Here is a 22,113-nt window from a genome sequence, read left to right on the forward strand (position 1 = left end):
AATAAGCCGTTTTACTTTAGCAATTTATAGATAACCGTTGAAACATATCATTCACATTCTAGGCTTCACTCACATTCCATAGAAAGATGGGAAAGCGAGAAGTGATCCAAGTACGAGGATTTGAATCAGAATGAACGGCATCACGCCTCGGTAGATGTCCTTAGTTGTCACACCTTTTGGTGCTACGCCTTTCAAATAGAACAAACTGAAGCCAAATGGCGGCGTTAAGAAGGAGGTTTGTAGGTTCATCGCGATAAGGATAGCGAACCATGTCATGTTGATGCCCATCAGTTCAGCAACTGGCGCAATGATCGGCACGATGATGAAACAGATCTCTACGAAGTCGATGAAGAAACCCAAAATCAGAATCACTAACATGGTAATGATCAGGAAGCCCCATTTCTCACCCGGTAGCTGTAGCATCCACTCTTCAACCAGATAGTCACCACCAGTGTAGGTAAACGCCATTGAGAATGCCGTTGCACCCAACAAAATAGCAAATACCATCGCGGTTACTTTCACCGTCTCTTTCGATGCGTCATACACCATCGACCAACTAAACTGACCGTAAAGCAGTGCAAGTATCATCGCGCCCGCGCCACCTAATGCCGCTGACTCTGTTGGCGTAGCAACACCTGCGAAGATAGAGCCCAGTACAACAATGATTAACGCTAGAGGCGGAAGAATCGCTTTCAGTGCATTAAACACTTCTTGCTTACGGCTGATGGAGTCATCACGTTCAATAGGTTGAGCCGCTTCAGGGTGTAGCTTTGCGTATATCAAGATATAAACGATGTACGCGCCGACCAGCATCACGCCCGGCCAAATCGCCGCTTGGAACAAGTCGCCTACTGGAACACCTAGAACATCACCCAATAGAATCAATACGATGGAAGGTGGAATGATCTGCCCTAGCGTACCAGACGCACAAATAGTGCCGCAGGCTAAGCCTTTGTCATAATTGTACTTAAGCATTACAGGTAGGGAGATAAGCCCCATCGCCACTACGGAAGCCCCTACTACGCCAGTAGAAGCGGCAAGCAGAGAACCTACAAGTACCGTCGAGATTGCGATACCACCACGCACACCACCAAACAGTCGTCCCATAGACTCAAGCAACTGCTCAGCAAGTTTGGTCTTTTGTAGAACAAGCCCCATGAAAACAAACAATGGAACGGCCATCAGCACCGTGTTTTCCATGATTGATTGAATTCGATATGGCATGAAGGCAAACATTTCGATGCCCTCAGCCCAAACACCAAAGATTAACGCGATACCACCAAAGGTGAACGCCACTGGGAAGCCAAGTAAAAGTGCAAACAAGGCTACGAAAAACATTACTATTCCAATCATGTTCAGCCTCTACTTATTCTTTGTATGAGTATTGTTTGCATGGATAAGGTGCGGATTAAAAATCTTGTTCAGCGAATGCAGGATTAAACCTACGCCACTGAGTGCCATTAAGAAGAATGACAGCGGGATCATAGCTTTGATGATCCAGCGATATGGCAAGCCACCCGGGTCACCTGAGGTTTCGCCGAGGTTATAGCTCTCTTTGGCCACATCAATACCAAACCAAGCAACCAGCAAACAAAAAGGCATCAGAAAGATCAGTGTGCCGAGCAGGTCAATAATCGCTTGTGCCTTGAAGCTCAGTTGCTCGTAGAACACATCCACTCGCACATGACCACCAGCCTTGATGGCATAAGGAACACCTAATAGGAAAACGGCTGAGAAAAGGTGCCATTCCATCTCTTGGAAAGCGATTGAGACATCATTGAACGCATATCTCATGACAACGTCATACACAACGTTAGCGATTAGTAGAATAAACAACATACTGGAAAGCCATCCCAGTGCGTCACCGATACGATTAAACAGGCGTTCAATATAAATTAGACTTCGCATTCCCGACTCCATGGAATTTGAAAAGACATCGCGCAGTACAGCTAACCAAACTAAAAACAATTCAGTTTATAGCTAGCAATAGGCACGACGTAGAAAGGGTTCTTGGGCGTATTACAGGATCTATCCTGCTTAGTTATTATGTTTAAAATGAACCCTCGGCTTATTCACTCTTAAATACTCAATAAGAAAAGCTTCGGGTTCATTTAGATTCAGTTCAACAACTGTCGATTATTTCGCTTGGCTATTTAGATAAGCTCTGTGTGAAATATCCGTCCATGAACGCACTTGCTCTAGGTAGCTTGCTTGTGAAGATTGGATCTCTTTTGCCAACTCATCTTTCTCAGCATGGGCAGCAAGTAGTCGATCGTTCGCTTCTTTCAGTGCCGACATTACTTCAGGCGGGAAATCTTTTACTTGTACATCTGGGTATTCTGTTTTCATTGAAACCCAGTTCTTGCCGCTTTCGTGCGTAGCTTGTGTGTACATGTCATAAGCCGCTGTACGCATGGCAACACGCAAGATCTCTTGAAGGTCTTCAGGAAGCTTGTTCCATATACGCTTGTTCACTAGGAATTGAAGCTCTGAACCCGGCTCGTGCCAACCTGTGTAGTAGTAAGGCGCGATTTTGTGGAAACCCATACGTAGATCAAGCGATGGACCTACCCACTCCAGTGCATCGATTGTGCGACGCTCCAAAGAGGTGTAAAGCTCACCCGGGGCAATGTTCGTCGGTTTCGCACCTAGCTCTGCAAGAATCTCACCCGCAAAGCCTGGGATTCGCATTTTCAGACCTTGTAGATCTTCAACGCTGTTGATCTCTTTTTGAAACCAACCACCCATCTGGATATCCGTGTTACCACCAGGGAAAGACATCAAGTTATGTGGAGAGTAAACCTGCTCCATTAACTCCATACCACCACCGTGATAGAACCACGCGTATTGTTCTGCTGGCGTCATACCGAAAGGCATAGAAGTGAAGTAAAGAGTGTTTGGAACTTTACCTTTCCAGTAGTAAGAGCCTGAGTGACCCATGTCGTATTGACCAGACTTAACCATGTCAAAAACGCCAAGAGGTGCTTTGTGTTTGTTTGCTGAATCGATTCTGATTTGCAGTCGACCATTCGACATCTTCTCAGCCATCGCCGCCATGTTTTTGGTTGCATCACCGAAAACTGGGAAGTTTGGTCCCCAAGTTTCCGCAAGTTTTAAACGGTAAACCTTATCAGCGGCTGTAGCACCAGTAGCGACCAAAGCTAAACAAGCCGCAGCAGTTACTGCAACGTTTTTAAAAACTCGTGTGAGGGAGTTAGAAATGAGACTCATGTTCACGTCCTTTGTTGGGTTAACACTCTTTCTATGAGCATTTTTTATGATTCAACATAAGAGTGCACCGTGATGAGGCAACAAGATATCAGGGAGAGCACGCACGCATGGCGTTAACAAAGTTACGTATTAGACCAAAGGATTAAGTAGAACTACGTAGGAGATGATTGAATAGTGTCGATTTCAAAGGAGTTTGGATATTCATCAAGGCAATGCGTATTGATAAATACCTAAGTATTAATAATTAAATACTCTTAACAATTGATTGCCATTTCGTGATGAAGCTCTATTCATTGCTGTATTTTAGAGAAAACAATCAAGGCTTTGCTCTCTTACTCTACCTAGCTAACGCCCTACTTTAGTGCTTGCTGATTCGAAGCTCTGACACGAGACAACACTAATCAGTTAAGCCGTATATCGAATTGGAATTGAGATTATAGAGCCTAGGTTTAGGCTTGGATTTGGGCTCGGACTTGGCAGAATGTGCCAGATACAAAAAAGCCTCGAAAATCGAGGCTTAAAAACTTAACGAAGCGAATGTAATCCCACAGGACTAGATAGCTTTGTAGATAACCTTGTTACCTGCTAGCTGCTCTTTCGCTACTAGGTTTTCTTCAAGAAGTTTTTTCAATGCGCCTGTTGCCCATGAAGCTGCTTTCGCGTCTTCTTGACCAGCTTCTAGGCCGATACCTTTAGGGTTAATGCCTTCAGCATTGCTAACAACGATGTCTAGAACTTGTTGTTGCTTAGGAGTCAGTGCTACTGCAACTTCTTTAGTTGCTGCTACTGCTTTCTCTACCGCTGGTTTTGCTGCTACAGTTTTTTCTGCTACAACTTTCTCTGCGACAGGCTTCGCTTGTTTCGGCGTTGCCACTGCTTTAACTACAGCCGCTTTAGTGCGTTTCTGCAGTTTAGCCTGCACCTTACGCTTATGAGCAAGTCTCATTGAATATTTCTCCAGTTCACTGCTCTTTTCGCAGTGGTGAAAATTTGAAGCGCGATTTATACCAAAAAACAGGAGCTATTTGTAGAGTGAAGCGTCGAAAGTCGACGAAAAATACCGATATTGTCTACTAGCGTCTATTATTTAAACATCGACTTATCAATTCAGGGTCATATACACTGGTTATCCATCCAGACAAAAATATGAAAACTTGGTGTTGCCTATGGACACTCGTCACCTTACTAATTTCTCTTTGCCTTCATTCACTCGCTCGTACCGTATCCTCGCCGTTATTTTAGGCTTCGTTTGCTTGATCGTTGCGCTCTACAGTGACAATCCAAAGTTACTGATCGTGGGTGCTTTTTGCAGTATTGCCCTTCTGGGAACCGGCTACTATTTGATGCTGCGCAGCCGAGTGATGTTCACACTTACCCCGACTCATTTTCAGCAGCACTTTTACAAAGGGGGTTGGGTTTTAAAATGGAGTAACATCCAAAAAATTGGTCTTTGCACTTATGAACAAGATGGTTGGCATCAACCCCTTCCGTGGGTCGGAATTAAGGTAAAAGATTACTCGCCCTACCTCGATTCGATTTGTCCAAAAATCACCTGTGAATTATTGCTCAGCCAACGAGCACTTTTGTACTTAGGAGCCAAACAAGCAGGCAAAGAGTCCAACTTTGAGGATATGGTTCTCGACTCATCGCATTACCACGCGCGTTGTACCGAAAACGGCTGTGTTGAATTAAGCCAATATAAAGAGTCGCAGAATACCGACGACGTTGATTTCAACAATAACCAGTCACAGGACAATCTTGATTCACCGAATGAAACAAACAATCAAAACGCGGTTATTAAAGACTATTCTGGATTACAGGCGATGCTTGCCAACAGAATGAAGTATCAAAGGGGTTTCCACGGTTATGACATTTTCATATCAACCCATGATTTGAATATGAGTGGAGAAGAGTTTGTGGGGCTGGCTCGACGCTACTTGGCTGCCGCTGAACGTCTTTCTGATTAAGGTTTACCAGTAAGTTCACACGCAATAAAAAAGCTTAGCTTTCAGGACAAAAGCTAAGCTTCATTTTCAATCAATCGACACAAATAATCGGTCGGTAAATCAAAGATTTAATTAGTACAGAGGCATTTCATCTGCGACGAACGGGTTTGATGCGCGCTCGCGACCGAATGTCGATTCAGGACCATGGCCCGGAACGAATGTTACGTCACTGCCTAGTGGCCAAAGCTTAGTCTTGATTGAAGAGATAAGCGTGTTGAAATCACCTTGAGGGAAGTCAGTACGGCCAATTGCGCCATTGAACAACACATCACCCACAAACGCTAAACGAGCTTGCTCGCTGAACAATACAACGTGACCTGGCGTATGACCCGGCGTGTGAATCACATCGATAACTTGATTACCAAAAGTGACTTTGTCGCCCTCTTCTAACCAAGTGTTTGGTTCAAAAGCTTTACACAGAGGGAAACCAAACATCTGACTTTGATTCTCTAGACCTTGTAGCCAGAAGTTATCAGCCTTATGTGGGCCAACAATATTCACCTTCAAGATCTCAGCAAGTGGTACCGTACCGCCAACATGATCTAAGTGACCGTGCGTCAGTACCAAGTTCACAACCTTAACACCGAGCTCTTCAATGATAGCCGCGAGTTGTTGAACATCACCGCCCGGATCGACAACGATGCCTTCCATGGTTTCATCACACCACACAATCGAGCAGTTCTGAGAGAAAGAGGTAACAGGTACAACTTGATACTTAAGAGACATATACAAACCTTAAAGAGCGAATCTGGTGAACAACTCGAATATCGCTATGTTATTGGTAACAAACCCAACAATAACAAACTAAACAGAAACAAACTGAGCAGCAATAAACCGAGTTATTAGAACAAACTGAAATTTGGGCAAACTATGACATTGGATGTCTACTTTGACAAGTGCCTACCGTATCACTCAATAACTCAGCTTAGCTCTACCAGCTGCGGACTGGACCAGTATCGATATGGATAAAGTTGCTACGCGCATAATAACCGACACCACCCGCGTTCAAGCTTTTCGCTACGTCTCTCAGCTCTTTAAGGTCAACGCCATCGATACGGAAATCGATCGCTTTACCTAGCATGTGGTAACTCTTCTTAGCGACACCACTCGACTTAGAACGAAGGGCTTCATTAGTCGCCGGAGAACGATAACCAGAGATCACCTGAACTTCTTTTTGAATACCCAACACGTTTTGAATCTGAGTGATTTGATCAAACAGGTTCTTATCCATTGGGTGGATTTCATTGCGACGGAAATCGCGACACAGTTTGCTAAGGCGTGCCATCTCGTCACCAACATAGTTAGTGCCATCGAAATAACAAGTCTCTAATCGTTCACCAGTGTGAAGATTGTTCATGCTAATCGTTCTTGGTTGATCCGGGTATGAAGCGAAAGCGATAGAAGGAGTAAGAGAGGCGACAACAGCAGTACCACCAGCGTAAGTCAGAAACTGACGGCGTGAAAATAAACTTTGAGACATACAGCAAAAAAACCAATTAGATCGAACGAAAAATGCACGATACATAATGGAATTTGCTGCGTCAACGTACAAAAACCGCGCAAAACGTTAGTATTTGTAACCTTTACACGGTTAGTTATTGATACTCATTATAATTTTATCAATAGAAGCTTGGTTGTCATTTTTCGGTCAAGATCACCTTTATTGGTCATGTTTTAATCAACCACCCTCTTTATCATATTGGTAGATATCGCCGCGGTATTGTATACCTCCTTCTTCAAACAACACGGTTTGATAGATGATGTGCACTGGAATTCGCTTCTTGAGACGAACCTTGGTATTCGGCGCAAGGTCGCTATTTTGGTTCGGTACCTTCCTTACCTTGGTCGCAAACAACAACTCAGCCAGTTCTTCTGCATGCTCAACACGTATGCAACCTGAGCTATAAGCTCGGAAGTCGTCATTAAACAGACCTTTACTTGGTGTATCGTGCAGATAGATCGCGCGCTTATTGGGAGTGTTGAACTTATACAAGCCTAGTGCGTTGCGTGAGCCTGCCTGCTGACGCATTCGATATGGGAAAGAATTGAAGTTGATGGTCTGCCAATCTATCTCGGTGGTGTCGACGGTTTCCATTGAACGCCAACCGTCAATCACTTGGAAGTTGTTCGTTTCAAGATAGCTTTCGTCGGCTTTTACTTTGGGCAGGATGTCTTTGACCATGATTTTCCATGGCACGTTCCAAGTCGGGTTTAGAATGACCGAATCTAGGTTTATCTCTAAAAGCGGCGTTTTTCGCGATTTTCTGCCTACCACGACTTTAGACTCAAACACCTCTTCGCCATCTTCCCAATACTTCATATCAAAGCTAGGCACGTTGACCACGATAAGAGAGTCTCGGTCTCTTGGCCACAAACGAACGCGTTCTGCATTCAGAGCCAAAGAACTCAACCGATCATCAAAACCCATATTGATCCACTTGATCGTGTCTGGCCCGATGATCCCATCATCCGTAAGGCCGTGCATGCGTTGGAAAGATTTAATCGCCTTTTGCAGATCTCGATCGAACTCAGGGAAATCGACCGCGATCATCGAGGTATCAACGCCGACCAATGCAATACGCTCAACCAAAGTCGCTTTGTCCGAGAGCGAGTCTCCCAAGCGTTTCAATCCTTTCTGTCTGTATCGTTCGATATTGAGTTCAGACGCGGTTTCCAACACGGAATAGGTCGCCTTAAATTGGTCAAAATCCCCGACAGGCGGCGCGTAAGACAACACCATCTCCAATAAGTAATCATTAGCAACGCTGCTTTTCAGTCTCATCAGAATATGCGGCGAAGGTGGAGGCAATTTAGAATGCAGCTTACCCGAGAAGTACCATTCTTTACCGGCAAGCGGCGCGTTTTCAACGTAGCTTAGGTAATAGATAAAGGTATCGGTGAGTAAGATGTCTAACTCTTGCCATTGACGACGAGATTGATACTGGCGGATTTGCTTGAGTTGTCGTTCAAAAAGCGGTGCCATTTGCGCTTGTTCAAGAAGCGACAATTGGAACTCAAACGCTTTAACCAGCTCAGGAGAATCCCAAAGGATAGGCAGAGAAGTGTCTTGATAGATACTCTGTGTGAGCTCTGGATATATAAGCATGAAAGAGAGTTCTGAATCAGCCGGAATGAAGCGGCTCTCGTCAGAACTCGTATAGCTCCATGCATGCACAGAGACTAAAACTAGTAATCCACAGAAGTATTTCGCGAACATGCTTAACTCCATCATCAATCATCAATCATCAATCATCCCATAAGTATGGCAAAGATATAGGAGTAAGCATGTTATTTTTAAGCGGCTTTATAAATCAGATAGAACTCCAATGGTTATCCCACTGGACCGATGATTGCTGAGTTGATTTCTCATAAGGCTTGCGTTGGCTAACCACACTGCCCGCCCCAGAGCTGAGTCGAAATTCTCCATCAAGTAGCACGGCACCAGAGGCATCCGACAGTGCAGACAGCTCGACTAATTCTTTGCTCTCTTTAGACCAAATACCGTAGCAATTCCCTCTTGGCGAGGTCGCGATAATCCAATCATCTGACGCCGCAATACTTGCGATGTAGTGATTAAATCTTGCCCATTGCTCAGGCTCTGCGTTCAGTGATTCAAACTGCCCGCCTTTGGTATGCATCGCCAAAAGCGAAGGAAACTCGTCTGGCTCACCACGATATTGCTGACCACAAAGCACCGTTTCAGCACCATCATGGGCTAAGTGTCGAATACTCAGCTTCTTGTCTAGCAATTCAACCTGATCAAGCAACACACCTTCAGGGGAAACATAACTCAAGCTCGGTTGCATGGAATCCAAGTTTTTCGGTGTTCTGCCATCAGTATGAACGCCACCAACTCCAATCGCGAGATTACCATCAGGCATGATGATCACTTCATGTGGGCCGATACCGAAACCAGTGAACTCTTCGACCTTACGATAGCCTTGCGCGACATCGTAAACGCCAATCACGCCTTGGCTGGTGTCCGTTTTCCCTTCGGTGGCATACAGTAACTTACCATCCAATGAGTAAACGCCATGACCATAGAAGTGGCGGTTGTTACCTTTCACTATCATATTGATCTGCTGACCATTTTTATAGTCAAACACCATAAAATAGTCACCAGGGCGACGAGCAAAAACCACCGCATGCGATGAGGTTGGGCAAATCGCGACGCCATGGCCACGATCGGGGATGGGAAGTTGGCTCAGTGGCATACCAAATTCGTCAGCCACAACCGCAGAATATTGACCTCGCCCATTCAGCGCACAGCCAATCAGTTGGGGATCATTAGATGTGCTCATGCCATCCTTTCGAGTTGCCCCATCCTTTCGAGTCGCACACCCAAACGGAAGCAATGGAACAGCTGCACAACCCAGCGCAGCCTTGAGTAACGTTCTTCGCGTAGTATCAGTCACCATCGGTAGCATTAAATCCTATTACCACGCCAAGCTCTATCGCCACTTCTTCATGAATCAGGTACTTCAAACGTTCTAGTTTGTTGTATTGAGTCAGCACCTCTCGGTAGCCTTCTTTGCTCTGTAATAGAGTAAACAAGCTAGAGTCTGTAGGCCAAGTATCTAACGTTAGCGTGAACTGGGCAGCAACACGATCGGCAAGGTCATTTAAGCCCTTCTCTCTCAATAAACCATCAAGACCATTACCTTCAGCTAGGTACAATTTCTCTAGCGCCGCTACGTTCGCTTTCAACTGAGTCATTGAGGTTTGAGCGCGCCATGATTCCGAGAAGTAAGGGCGGGGATGACCAATTTTAGCCATTGGGCGACTCAGCTTTTTCATGCTGTAATCAAGTTGGTTAGTTAGTAAAGCGATGTATTCAGATTCCCAACGCATCTCGTCTAACGCTAACCAAGGGTTAACCTGCCAAGCCTCAGCAATAGAGGCCGATTTCATTGCCAAGTTTTGTGCGATAGCTTGTGAAGATAGACAGCCAGACGCTTTATCTTGCAGTAGTGGAGATTGTTCGTCATAAAGCGACCATTCCAACGCACCTAGTCCTTGAACCGTCACACTCTGTTGAGCAATTTCATCTTGAGACCAAGCTTTATCTTGCTGAGTCAACTGGCGCATTTTTAGGCCGGTGGTGTTTTTTTTGTCTGGCCAGAATTGAACATTCCAGCTATCTTCAAGTGCCGCCGTTGGGCCTCTTTCTTGTCCTTGCAGTGCCATCCAACTGTTCATGGTGAGCTGCCACTGATTTTTCAAAGCATCTAACTCAACATCATTAGTTTGGCAGTACCCTTGCGTCAAGGCTTCCAGCTCGTTGGCTTGCTTGGCGAATAGGACGGCAGAATCAAACTCCTGCTGATAAACACTGCGACTAATATGATTGGTTGTGTCTGCTTGATAAGAGACACCGTTAACCTCAGATGAAGCGGCTTGCTCACCCGATGATTGACAGCCTGCTATGACTAATACCGATAAAGGCATTAACAAAAATTTATGTGCCATGCTGTTACCTTACTTCCTAGTTTTTCTTTTAATTATATGAGTTCAATAAATATGAAACGACCGCTGACCTGTTATTACTACAAGTTCAGCGGTAGTCAGTCTTTTGTTAGCGGCTTTCTTAAGTAACTAAGCCGTTGGCTTAACTGAATTCAAGACAGCCTATAATGATTCCAAAAACGCTAGTAGTGCTTCGCGTTCACTGCGACTCAAAGCTAATACTTTTTGTTTTGCCATTTCTGCTTCGCCACCATGCCAAAGTACCGCTTCCATAACGTTTCTTGCGCGACCGTCATGAAGTAAGAACGTATGACCATTAACTTCTTTGGTATAGCCTAATCCCCAAAGTGGTGTGGTACGCCACTCTTGGCCATTGGCAAGATATTCTGGGCGATTGTCGGCTAAACCTTCACCCATATCATGCAAAAGCATATCGGTGTATGGGCTAATCAACTGTTTCGAAAGAGCAGGCAAGCCTTCACGCTCTGCTGTGCGAATTTCAGCTTGGTGACAGCTTTGACAACCAATCTCTTTGAACAGCTTTTTACCTTGAACAACCGTTGGGTTATCGACATTACGACGAATAGGAACCGCGAGATGCTGCGAATAGAACTCAACAAAATCTAAAATGTTGTCACTGACTTCTGGCTCTCCACCATTTGGAAAATCATCACAGGTTGATTGCGCTGATGTGCAGTTTTCATTCGGGAATAAGCGGCTTGTCAGGCCTAAGTCACCGTTAAATGCCGCCGCGTTTTGCTGCATTAAGTTTGGCTGACCAGCTTTCCAACCGAAACGACCTAGCGCCATTTCATTAGTTTGAACATCAAGAACATAGTTAGCTTTACCCGACACACCTTGCTTGTCAGCCAATTGCTGCTCTGCAAATCCTAGAATCGTTTCTTTTGGAATACTCTCAAGCAAACCAAGGCCAATCATTGGCGGCGCGACTCGAGCTGAGAATTCTGTTTTAGGGTGCATTTCACCGAAAGCAAGTTCAGTAATCTTTAAAATGGGTTTACGCAGAGTAACGACAGTGCCGTCTTGGAATTCAACAGGAACATCCGTGTAGCTAATATTCACTTTACCCTCTGGTTTTACACCTTGAAGCGCAAAATCTTGTAGCTGACCACCGTATGTCGGCTCAGGAATACCACCATCTCGAATGAAGGCTTGTCTCTGCTCTGGCGTTTCCGCTGGAATGCTTAAGCGAACCAGCATTGAAACCGCATTCTCATCGCCTTTTTCTGGCGCGTGACCACGACCATCTTTGATATGACAGTTTTGACAGCCGTTGGTGTTGAACAGTGGGCCAAGTCCATCACGCGCATCGGTTGATGAAGGTGCGGGTACCCAAGGGTTTCTAAAAAAGCTGTTACCTACGCTGAAATCTAAGCGTTTGCTCATGGGTAGGTTGGCAGCAGGAAGAGAAAAAGCGTTCGCTCCCTCTTTCTTCACGGTTGTTTTGCCACCAGAGTATGTTTCATGGGCGTGTAGCGGAGATAAGAAAAACAGTGCGGTTAATAGTGAGGCTGAGAGATACGACTTCATACATTGCCTTGCTGTGTTTTTGATTTTAGTTTTTATGTGGGAGTGACTTTTTTGAGTAGCAAACAATTAAGGGCCCAATGAGAGCCCTTATATTTGTGTTCGGCTCGGGTTCTTAGAACTCGTGATCCGCTGTGTCTGGGTTAAGGCTATCAATGCCAATCAAACCCGCAGCACGCTCAATTGCCGCTGTTTGAGACACTAGAGCAACAATCGTTTTGTTTACTAGTGCATTACCTGCAGCGTTGTCAGCAGCGATTAGCTGATCGAAGTGCTGGTTATTTTTCTCTGCAGACGTTACTAATTCGCCTACTTGTGCACGTGCTAGATCAAACTGCTTTTGAATCTCTTTCGCAGCTTGCTCATCTTTTTGCTCTACTAGGTCGAACAGGCTTGGGCCTGAAAGCAGAGTACCGTCTTCACGTTTGTATAGACCCGTGTAAACGTTGTAGATGCCTTGCTCGTTATAGTAGTGAGAGTTGTGCGTGTTGTCAGAGAAACAATCGTGCTCGTCTTCAGTAGAGTTTGCTTCTAGTGCAACCTTCATACGCTCACCCGCTAGCTCACCTAGAGACAGTGAACCCATGCCGAACAGCATTTTACGTAGACCATTTTCGCTTGATTCAGAAAGAAGCTCTTCACGGTAGTTTCCTTTCTCGCCTTCAGCCCACTGCTTTTCCATCCACTCTAGGTCTTGGATAAGTAGCTCAGCAGATGCTTTTAGGTATGCGCCACGACGGTCACAGTTGCCGTTAGTACACTCAGCGCCAACAACGAAATCAGTGTAAGCACGCTCACCTGCACCGCCGTTTGTGCCGTTTAAATCTTGGCCCCAAAGTAGGAATTCAATTGCGTGGTAGCCAGACGCTACGTTCGCTTCAGAACCGCCGATCTCGTTCAAGTCTGCGATTAGCTCTGGAGTAATGTTAGTTGCATCAACGGTAGTCTGACCAATTTGGAAAGTCTTGTTAGCCACGATGTTTGCGCTAGCGCCTTCGTTACCAAGTTCATATTGGTAATCAGTCGAAACGTAATCAATCAGGCCTTCATCTAGTGGCCATGCGTTTAGTTGGCCTTCCCAATCATCAACAACAGCGTTGCCGAAACGGAATACTTCTGACTGTTGGTATGGTACGCGAGACTCAAGCCAAGCTTGTTTTACTTGTTCGAAGTTGCCAGCAGAAGGAGAAGCTAAAAAGGTATCAATAGAAGAGTTCAACGCTTTTGCTGTAATTACTGAATCTGCAAACACTGCATGTGCAATATCTGCGTAATGTTCTACAACTTGATCTTGAGTTACTGCTGCGAAAGAAGAAGCAGAGGCAAAAATGAGTGACGAAGTTACGGCTTTTGTCACTAAAGATTTAATGGTCATGAAGCATCCTTGTTGAGCTTTAAATTATTATTCGTAGTAATAGTGCAAACCATTATCATTTACACTACGGATTGGAATAATACAAACTTACAATTTTATTGCAAGATAAATACAAAAAGACCTCACATTTGTGAGGTCTTTGAACATTTTTGTGTTATGCGCAACAAAGGAGGCTAATCAGATATCCAGGTTATGCTTACCGTGTGAGACTTTCGCCTTCAGATAGCTTTCATTACCCGACTTGATATGAGCAGAGGTATTCACCACTTCTTCGATCTCAATACCAAAGGATTTTAGCTCATTGATCTTCTTAGGGTTGTTGGTGACTAAGCGGATTTTTGTAGTCCCTAAAGCGCGTAGCATTTCAGCAGCTTCAGTAAAATCGCGTAGGTCATCGCCAAAACCTAGGTGGTTGTTGGCTTCATAGGTGTTCATGCCTTCGCTTTGCAGACGGTACGCATCGATTTTGTTGTACAAACCAATACCACGACCTTCTTGGCGAAGATAAAGGATCACGCCACCCGTTTCACCCATAATTCTAATGGTTTCGTCTAGCTGTTCGCCACAGTCACATCGAGAAGAATGGAAAACATCACCAGTAAGACACTCAGAGTGCATACGAACAAGAGGTATGTCTTGTGTTTTATCTGCTGATTTAAATATCACAGCAACATGCTCTTTATCTGTTTTCAATCCATGAAAAGACAGAAGTTCAGCATCAATACTGCTTGTTACCCCTACTTTGAAATCTATTCTGGCACGTACTTCCGCCATAGCTATACTCACTTGAAAATTCGATGTATTTAACAACACTACATGATATGTCTAGGCAATATTTTGTAGTGGACTATCTAATGATAGACACTATGAGGCTGTTAACAATTTTTTTCAAGGTCGACCTCATACAAATTGTTATAATATAACAATTATTTTTCAAGTAAGAAAAAACCCCACATTGGGATGACCAACATGGGGTTATAAATTAATCAGTTGCGGCTAAAACTGCATTTTTACTGAACGCTCAACTTACTTGAGTTTGCTTCCAGATGACAAGTTGCACCCAAGCATTCTCTAATTCAGTTAGCTCTTCTTGCGTAAGCGTAGAAATGCTCGACTTAGCACTGTATCTCTCTGCCCATTTATCTGACTGGACACGAGTATGGAACTCTTTCTTTAAATTTGAGATTACGTTATCCACAGATACATCCTTATATAGCAGTGCTTAGCCTTTATAATCGGTTAATGTTACAAAATACAGGTCAATTGGTAAACAGTAATACACAATTTTTATGAGCTCTTCCTAACACTTTTTACTGATAAATATATAAATAAGAGAAGTAATAGGCTCGGTAGCAACCAAAGTAATAGATTTGAAGCCGTCATTGCCGGTTTATAAAGTACAAACTCACCAAATCTTTCCGTCATATATTGAGTAATTTCACTATTACTCTCCCCTGCTTTCACCATATTGAACACGACAAGACGTAAGTCTTTTGCTATTGGTGAGTTGGATTCAATCAGATTTTGGTTTTGACATTGTGGGCAGCGTAACGTTTTCGCCAAGCTAATAGCACGTTGCTGTTGTTCTGGGTTTTCAAACTCAAACAGTTCAACTTGAATACTTGTCTCTTTATTACTGGCAGTAAACAGATCTTCAGCCATGGTTGGAAGGCTAATCACTAAAAGAGCTGACAGCATAAACAACGTTTGTATTAGAGACTTCATCATCCATTCACACCATCAAAATACATCGCAAGCTCATCTTTCCATACCATTTCATTAATCACGCCCAATAGCTTTTTAATGATCTGGCCATTGGCATCAACCAAATACGTTTCAGGTGTGCCGATTACGCCCAACTCTAACGCTAACTTGCCTTGCGGGTCACTGATCACGGTTGAGTACGGGTTGCCATCGTTCGATAACACGTTAATCGCAGCCCCAGAGTTATCTCGATAATTAAGCCCAACGATGGGAATGCCTTTATCGTGAAGTTGAAGCAAAAAGGCGTGTTCGGTTTTACATATCCCGCACCAAGAAGCCCACACATTAACCAGTTGATAAGGATGCTGCGTGACATCAGCGAGCGTAATTTTCTGCTGACCACTGACGCCTTCACTATTTACTAACGCACTCGATGTAAATTCTGGAAATGCCCTTCGTTGTTCAGACACAATGGTCGACTGCTGCTTATTATCAAGCGCAAAGACAAACCCCAGCACCACAATCAATGCTAAGGCAATTAGACTAATTAGCTTGTTACGAACGCTGGTATGCATACTGTGACGCCTTAACGGTTTTCTTTTTACGATGAGTCAATGAGAGCAAAGCACCGATAATGGAGAACAGCCCACCAAACCAGATCCAGCGCGCATACGCCTTATACTGAACACGAAATGCGTAAGCGGTGGAATCGACTTTCTCACCCATGGTGATATAAACATCGCCATGCCAAAACCATTTCATTGCGGGTTCACTCATGTTCATGACTCGAACTTGGTAATGTCTTCTTTCCGGCGAAATAGAAAAGCGCTGCTCGCCAAACTCTAGGTTGAGTATCGCTTTTTCTGCGGTAAAGTTTGAAGCGACATACAGCTCAGTATCACGATGAGAAAGTGTCCAATCCATGAATTCGACTTCTATGCCTGGGCTTAACTTATAGCTGCGCTCAAACGAGTGGTAGCTATTCATGGCAGCACCGACCGCTAATACTGCTACCCCAACATGAGCAAAGGTCATCACCCAGACTTTACGTTGGAACTTGGAACTGCGCGTAACCACTAAACCATAAACGTGCGTCAATAAAACCCAGAATGCCAGCCCCCAAGTCAGCAGCACCATCACTTGTAGATGTCCCTGTTCCACTTGCCAAGAATAACAAATGTACCCAAGCACAAATGACACCACAGCTAACGAGGCAATCACGCCTTTAGTTGCTTGAAGTTTGATACTCAGCAATGGAACAAGGCCGACGACAGCCAACGCAAGCAAAGCCAAAGGTGCAATCAAGAGATTAAAGTAAGGCGCACCGACCGAGATATTTCCCAGGCCAAGCAACTCAAAGACCATAGGATAAAACGTGCCGAACACCACGACAGCAGTCGCGAGAACAAAAATAAGCACCGCAACTAAGCTCAAAAAGCTTTTGCTGGCGAAGCTAGTAATCGGATTAGATTCAAAAGACTCTCCTCTGACGATAAGCAGAGAAAATGAACTCACCAGTACCAGAACTAATATAAGAAGCAGTGCGATACCTTTGGTTGGGTCGACGGCAAAAGCGTGTACCGATGTGAGTACGCCAGAACGAACAATAAAGGTGCCCAAGATACTCAAACAAAACGTAATGAAAGCAAGACTGAGAGACCATTTCAACAACTGCTGTTTGCCCTTTGCAACACCTAGGCTGTGCAGTAAAGCGGTCGAAGTAAGCCACGGCAACAAGCTGGCATTTTCAACCGGGTCCCAGAACCACCAGCCGCCCCAACCTAATTCGTAATACGCCCACCAAGAACCAAGAATGATCCCTGCAGTTAAAAAGATCCAAGCGACTAAACACCAACTGCGACAATGGGCAACCCAATCAAACTCAATAGGATCAACAAGCAAAGCGGCAACAGCAAATGCCAGCACCACAGAAAAGCCGACATAGCCAAGGTAAAGCAATGGAGGGTGAAAAATCAGACCGACATCTTGCAGCATGGGGTTAAGGTCACGCCCTTCTAGCGGCAAGATCGAGTTCATTTCAAACGGATTTGATGCGAATAAGGTGAACCAAGCAAATATCGCGAGCAGTAGATTCATCACCCATAGCACTCGGCTTTGGTATTCATTCGAATACTGTTTTTGTAAGGCGATAACGCCAGACCAGACGCTGATCGTCAGTACCCAAAATAACAAGGAACCTTCATGACCTGCCCATACGGCTGCGAGCTTAAAAAATGAGGGTAATTGAGTATTTGAATGTTCAGCGACATAGAGAATAGAGAAGTCATCACTGACAAAGGCATAGCCAAGCAATGCGACAGAAGTGAGAGAAAACAGCGCATTTGAAAGAGAGAAACTGCGGATTAAACCTAGATTTTGCGTCCGTTTATTTAGCACTTGGTAAAACGAATGCACACCAATAATGCTGCTGAGTACAGCAACCAACACCAAACTAAACAGCCCCAAAGAACCGACCATATCACCTCAATAAGGCTCCGCTTGAGCAGAGCCGATCTGAACACGCATCTCATGTTTATTTAAAGCATGTTCATTAATAAGCAGATATTTAGTATCCAACATCTGCTCACTAATAAACTTGAGCGAAATTAAGCTATCGTTAACTGCCCTGCATAAAGGACAAAAGTTCGCAGCATTAATACACCCATTAGGCTTAGTGAAGTCACCGAGAAAATATACACCGAGCTATGGCGGATCGAGGTTGGTGTAACGGCATTCAGCAACAATGGTAGAACCATGCCAACACCGATAACGCCGTACCAGAACCAACTCGCCCAGAAACCACTGCCGATGGCGTTCCATACGGCTTGCTCACTTTGGCCACCAGCGAAGATAAGCCCAGTAAAGAAAGTAATCAGAACAAACAACTCAAACATCACGACCGGACGTTCGAACCCGTGGATCCATGAAATACTCGGGCTATGAGGTGATTCTTTAAAGACCAACACACCAAATAAAATACACGCCGCCGCTCCCGAAGATAAGCTCGAGAATAAGAACAAAATCGGCAGCACGGGGTTATTCAACAGTGGGAAGGTATTTAAAGCTGAAAGCAAGAATCCGGTATAAGCGGCAAGCATTAGAGCAAGAACAGCTAAGAATATTTCCAAAGCATTTTCAAATACTTCTAATTTGCCAATCCAGTTACCGACGAAATCGAGTCGTCCTTTTAACCATGTTTGGTCATTTAAAAATACGACGATTTGATCTCTAAATATAATGCCGATCCAAAGAAATAAGATCACCATATACACTTGGAATAAGATCACACCCATCGACATCACAGACGTTGGATTATAGAAGATCATGATCTTCCAAAAGGATAACGGTTTTGTCAGGTGGAAAACCAAGATCAGTAGGCCTGAAATGATCCCAAATGGCGCAAGAAAAGCGGTCGCCTTTAACACACCATTATGAGCAGGATCGCCTTCAAGGACCTTACGTTTTAGGTAAATGGCGATCATTACGGCACCCGCCGACATCCCCGCGAGAAATAGATAGATAGCTATAATCCAGTCCCATACCACGGTACCAGACTGAAAAGCTGTGTCCCATGCACTCATAATCAGATCTCCCCTTTTTGGTGTGGCACTTTATAGAGTTTTGGTTGAGTACCGAGATAAGCTTTATCTCTGTAAACCACCTCAGATTTAAGCACCTGGTTTATCTCACTCTTAGGGTCATTTAGATCGCCAAATACTAGCGCATTGGTCGGGCAAGATTCGACACAAGCCGGCAACTTCCCTTGTGCAAGATTGGTATCACGACAGAAGTTACATTTATCTGCGGATTTGTTCTCTGGATGGAAAAAACGCACTTGATACGGACAAGCTAACAAGCAGTAACCGCAACCGACACACTTCTCTTGATGAACATCGACAATGCCGGTTTTTTCATCTTTATAGGCTGCACCTGTCGGGCAAACCATCACGCAGGGTGCGTTATCACAATGTTGGCAAGAGTTACGAGTAAAACGGTAATCAACATTTGGATATTCGCCTTGGGGTTCGCTCTTAATAATCTCTAAGCGCGATACGCCTTCAGGCACTTTGTTCACTTCACGACAAGCTTCTGTACAAGCGGTGCAACCAATACACGCGGTCTCGTCATGAATCATTCCATAACGCTTAGCCCCATCCTCTTGAACATTGGCCAAGGTTTTACGACTTGTCACCGCCGCCGTTCCCGCAACACCTGTGGTAAAAATAACGGCACCCGCGCCAGCTAAAAAGTTTCTTCTTGAGCAGCTCATAGATTACTCCCCTTCTTTCTTCTGGTTGAAGTCTGAATGGCAATCCACACACAGCTTGATGGTTTGCTTCTTATCTAAGCCCAACACCTTGGCTTCCGTCGCATGAACATCATGGCAGTTTGAACACGTTAAATTTTGTGCGTGAACGTCGTGGGTCCAGCTCGCTTCGCGCAGATCGTCAGGCTTATGACAATCAATACACTGGCTATTCGCATCTAAAATTAAGCTAGGATCTAGGAAAACCTTGTCGGCCCCTGGTTGTGATTGAGCCTCACGATACTTCACCACTTTAGGCGCGCCTTCGCGGTGGTCGGGGCTAATAGAACTATGACAGTCAGTACAATTTACTTCACGGCCAAGCAAAGCGTGTGCACTTTCACCATGTGAACCCAATACCGTTTCTTTTGAATCTTTATGGCACTGAACACACTTGTAGTCTTTGTCACGGATTAATTCGACTTCATGTCTTGTTGATTCTCCTACTGGCGTAACAGCAGGCTCAGCAACAGCATGAATGGAATAACCATAGAGGCAGAATGCTAGAAGGGATTTAAGCATTATGACTATGGCCAATTTAATATTGCCCATTTTATCCTTTCCTTATACCGGCATTATTTAACTCTCAACTAAATAATATTCCGGTTAAACAAAAGTACCCTTAAACGATATTATTACCGTTTAAATGATATCAATTCTTATTTTGGATAAGCCACAACGCTTTCTATAGTTAGAATATACCTCTAATTGGGTAATACGAAATTTCGATAGGTTAATCTGTGAACGTAATCACCCTATTTATACCATGGTCAATTTAGGTAATTGATTGTTATATATGATAATAATTCTCAGTTAAATTCTAATTAATCTAACCACCAGTACCACTTTAGGGTTATATAAACTTCAACGTGACTAAGGTCACTGCCATTAATTGATCTGGGACAATCTATATCCAACACGTAACAAAATGTGTTTGTTTATGAATTAATATAAACAGGAATTCTCCAGTTCTTAATTTGAATAGCAAACTCACAACGCTTGGTATAAAAATCAGTATATTGGAGATATCACTGTGAAAAAGCATTGGATACGTAATTCAGTCACAGCACTATTAATGGTTAGCGCGTCATTAGCAAGCGCGACCAGTTTTGCTGCGTCTGAACAAAAAGAAATTGGCGATCCTCGTAACGATCAGTTCGAGCAAAACCACCCAGATCAATATCATTCATGGAGACAAACTTCAGAAAGCGAAACGATTGAAGACGCACTAAAAGAAGATCCAAACATGGTTATCATGTGGGCTGGCTACGGCTTCGCAAAAGATTACAACAAAGCACGTGGTCACTTTTATGCGATTGACGATGTAAGACAAACGCTCCGTACTGGCGGCCCAACGGACGAAAGCTCAGGCCCTATGCCAATGGCGTGTTGGAGTTGTAAAAGCCCAGACGTAGCACGTGTTATCGAAGAGCGTGGTGAAGACGGTTATTTTGAAGGTAAATGGGCACGTCTTGGCAACGAGATTGTGAATCCTATTGGCTGTGCAGATTGTCACGATACCCAAAGCGAAGGCTTTAAAAATGGTGAACCAGCACTGAAGGTGACACGTCCTTATGTTGAACGTGCATTTGAAGCGATTGGTAAAAAGTTTGATGAGCAAAGCCGTTTAGACCAGCAAGCTTCTGTTTGTGCTCAGTGCCACGTGGAATATTACTTCACAGGCCCAACCAAAGGCGTGAAGTTCCCTTGGGATCAAGGCACAACGGTTGGCGATATGGAACGCTACTATGATGCAATCAACTTTAAAGATTGGACGCATAAAGTATCGAAAGCACCCATGCTGAAAGCACAGCACCCAGGTTTCGAAACATGGCGTGAAGGCATCCACGGTAAGAACAAAGTCGTTTGTGCTGACTGTCATATGCCGAAAGTAACCAAAGAAGATGGCACCGTTTATACCGACCATAAAGTGGGTAACCCATTCGACCGCTTCGAAGATACGTGTGCAAACTGTCACACTCAATCTAAAGAAACCATGCGTAACATCGTTTCAAGCCGTAAAGCTCAAGTGCTAAACATGAAGCTGACCGCTGAGAAACAAATCGTTGCCGCTCACTTTGAAGCAGGCGCGGCATGGGAAGCAGGTGCGACAGAGCAAGAGATGGAGCCTATCCTACTGGATATCCGTCATGCTCAATGGCGCTGGGACTACGCTATTGCATCTCATGGCGTTCATATGCACGCTCCTGAAATCGCTCTAGAAGTGCTAGGTACTGCCGTTGACCGCGCAGCCGATGCTCGTACTAAGATTGTTCGCCTACTGGCAAAGAAAGGCATCACTGATCCAATCGAGATTCCAGACATCTCGACCAAAGAAGCGGCTCAAAAAGCGCTTGGAATGGACATGGATAAGATGAACGCTGAGAAACAACACTTCTTAGACACAGTTGTTCCTAAATGGGAAGAGCAAGCTGAAAAGCGTGAAGCCAGCTACGAATACTAGTTTCTTCAATTAG

The 22,113-nt window shown here is 44.4% G+C and carries 21 protein-coding genes; 2 read left to right on the forward strand and 19 right to left on the reverse strand.

Annotated elements, in window-relative coordinates:
• Positions 1 to 69: 69 nt before the first annotated feature.
• From OCV19_RS09730 to OCV19_RS09745, 4 genes are all read right to left on the reverse strand, one after another.
• Entirely contained in the window at positions 70 to 1,353 is a 1,284-nt protein-coding gene (locus OCV19_RS09730; protein ID WP_019821215.1) for a TRAP transporter large permease, read from the reverse strand.
• A gap of 9 nt (positions 1,354 to 1,362) precedes the next feature.
• Positions 1,363 to 1,908: a TRAP transporter small permease subunit gene (locus OCV19_RS09735; protein WP_052879091.1), complete on the reverse strand. Its 546-nt coding sequence runs from the start codon at positions 1,906 to 1,908 to the stop codon at positions 1,363 to 1,365.
• A gap of 228 nt (positions 1,909 to 2,136) precedes the next feature.
• The gene (locus tag OCV19_RS09740) at positions 2,137 to 3,231 is read right to left on the reverse strand and encodes a TRAP transporter substrate-binding protein (protein WP_065677628.1); all 1,095 of its coding nucleotides are present in this window, start codon (positions 3,229 to 3,231) and stop codon (positions 2,137 to 2,139) included.
• A gap of 553 nt (positions 3,232 to 3,784) precedes the next feature.
• On the reverse strand, positions 3,785 to 4,177 hold the full coding sequence (locus OCV19_RS09745; RefSeq protein ID WP_065677627.1) for a hypothetical protein: 393 nt from the start codon (positions 4,175 to 4,177) through the stop codon (positions 3,785 to 3,787).
• Positions 4,178 to 4,397: 220 nt separating this feature from the next.
• Between OCV19_RS09745 and OCV19_RS09750 the strand changes: the two genes are divergently transcribed.
• Positions 4,398 to 5,198: a DUF2982 domain-containing protein gene (locus OCV19_RS09750; protein WP_065677626.1), complete on the forward strand. Its 801-nt coding sequence runs from the start codon at positions 4,398 to 4,400 to the stop codon at positions 5,196 to 5,198.
• A gap of 111 nt (positions 5,199 to 5,309) precedes the next feature.
• On the opposite strand, the gene OCV19_RS09755 is transcribed toward OCV19_RS09750, so the two are convergent.
• From OCV19_RS09755 to nrfB, 15 genes are all read right to left on the reverse strand, one after another.
• Positions 5,310 to 5,963, reverse strand: coding sequence for an MBL fold metallo-hydrolase (locus OCV19_RS09755; RefSeq protein WP_050643845.1), 654 nt, complete (start codon positions 5,961 to 5,963; stop codon positions 5,310 to 5,312).
• A 205-nt stretch (positions 5,964 to 6,168) separates the two neighbouring features.
• Positions 6,169 to 6,717, reverse strand: a complete 549-nt coding sequence (locus OCV19_RS09760; protein WP_048613171.1) for a YcbK family protein — start codon at positions 6,715 to 6,717, stop codon at positions 6,169 to 6,171.
• A 198-nt stretch (positions 6,718 to 6,915) separates the two neighbouring features.
• A complete protein-coding gene (locus OCV19_RS09765; RefSeq protein WP_050643844.1) occupies positions 6,916 to 8,454 on the reverse strand; it encodes a L,D-transpeptidase family protein in 1,539 nt (512 codons plus the stop codon).
• Positions 8,455 to 8,548: 94 nt separating this feature from the next.
• Entirely contained in the window at positions 8,549 to 9,655 is a 1,107-nt protein-coding gene (locus OCV19_RS09770; protein ID WP_065677625.1) for a DUF1513 domain-containing protein, read from the reverse strand.
• The gene (locus OCV19_RS09775; protein ID WP_086738411.1) at positions 9,645 to 10,706 is read right to left on the reverse strand and encodes an imelysin family protein; all 1,062 of its coding nucleotides are present in this window, start codon (positions 10,704 to 10,706) and stop codon (positions 9,645 to 9,647) included. The genes OCV19_RS09770 and OCV19_RS09775 overlap by 11 nt, the downstream gene beginning before the upstream one ends.
• Before the next feature lie 159 nt (positions 10,707 to 10,865).
• Positions 10,866 to 12,254 (reverse strand): di-heme oxidoreductase family protein, encoded by a 1,389-nt coding sequence (locus OCV19_RS09780; RefSeq protein ID WP_065677623.1) that lies wholly within the window; start codon positions 12,252 to 12,254, stop codon positions 10,866 to 10,868.
• 112 nt (positions 12,255 to 12,366) lie between these two features.
• Positions 12,367 to 13,626: an imelysin family protein gene (locus OCV19_RS09785; RefSeq protein ID WP_065677622.1), complete on the reverse strand. Its 1,260-nt coding sequence runs from the start codon at positions 13,624 to 13,626 to the stop codon at positions 12,367 to 12,369.
• 177 nt (positions 13,627 to 13,803) lie between these two features.
• Complete coding sequence (locus OCV19_RS09790) at positions 13,804 to 14,400, reverse strand: GTP cyclohydrolase II (protein WP_009848836.1); 597 nt, start codon at positions 14,398 to 14,400, stop codon at positions 13,804 to 13,806.
• 247 nt (positions 14,401 to 14,647) lie between these two features.
• A complete protein-coding gene (locus tag OCV19_RS09795) occupies positions 14,648 to 14,824 on the reverse strand; it encodes a hypothetical protein (RefSeq protein ID WP_017632056.1) in 177 nt (58 codons plus the stop codon).
• A gap of 89 nt (positions 14,825 to 14,913) precedes the next feature.
• Positions 14,914 to 15,354 carry a heme lyase NrfEFG subunit NrfF gene (nrfF, locus tag OCV19_RS09800; RefSeq protein WP_065677621.1) on the reverse strand — a complete coding sequence of 147 codons (441 nt, stop codon included), beginning with the start codon at positions 15,352 to 15,354 and terminating at the stop codon, positions 14,914 to 14,916.
• Positions 15,351 to 15,905, reverse strand: coding sequence for a DsbE family thiol:disulfide interchange protein (locus OCV19_RS09805; protein WP_065677620.1), 555 nt, complete (start codon positions 15,903 to 15,905; stop codon positions 15,351 to 15,353). The genes nrfF and OCV19_RS09805 overlap by 4 nt, the downstream gene beginning before the upstream one ends.
• Positions 15,886 to 17,808 carry a heme lyase CcmF/NrfE family subunit gene (locus OCV19_RS09810; protein ID WP_065677619.1) on the reverse strand — a complete coding sequence of 641 codons (1,923 nt, stop codon included), beginning with the start codon at positions 17,806 to 17,808 and terminating at the stop codon, positions 15,886 to 15,888. The genes OCV19_RS09805 and OCV19_RS09810 overlap by 20 nt, the downstream gene beginning before the upstream one ends.
• Before the next feature lie 128 nt (positions 17,809 to 17,936).
• Positions 17,937 to 18,911, reverse strand: a complete 975-nt coding sequence (gene nrfD, locus OCV19_RS09815) for a cytochrome c nitrite reductase subunit NrfD (RefSeq protein WP_065677618.1) — start codon at positions 18,909 to 18,911, stop codon at positions 17,937 to 17,939.
• A gap of 2 nt (positions 18,912 to 18,913) precedes the next feature.
• Positions 18,914 to 19,600, reverse strand: coding sequence for a cytochrome c nitrite reductase Fe-S protein (gene nrfC / locus OCV19_RS09820; protein ID WP_048613593.1), 687 nt, complete (start codon positions 19,598 to 19,600; stop codon positions 18,914 to 18,916).
• Between the two features lie 3 nt (positions 19,601 to 19,603).
• Positions 19,604 to 20,188: a cytochrome c nitrite reductase pentaheme subunit gene (gene nrfB, locus OCV19_RS09825; protein ID WP_065677617.1), complete on the reverse strand. Its 585-nt coding sequence runs from the start codon at positions 20,186 to 20,188 to the stop codon at positions 19,604 to 19,606.
• Positions 20,189 to 20,669: 481 nt separating this feature from the next.
• Between nrfB and nrfA the strand changes: the two genes are divergently transcribed.
• Positions 20,670 to 22,100: an ammonia-forming nitrite reductase cytochrome c552 subunit gene (nrfA, locus tag OCV19_RS09830; protein WP_170926850.1), complete on the forward strand. Its 1,431-nt coding sequence runs from the start codon at positions 20,670 to 20,672 to the stop codon at positions 22,098 to 22,100.
• Positions 22,101 to 22,113 lie beyond the last annotated feature (13 nt).

The sequence above is a fragment of the Vibrio celticus genome (genome assembly GCF_024347335.1).
GTDB lineage: Bacteria > Pseudomonadota > Gammaproteobacteria > Enterobacterales > Vibrionaceae > Vibrio > Vibrio celticus.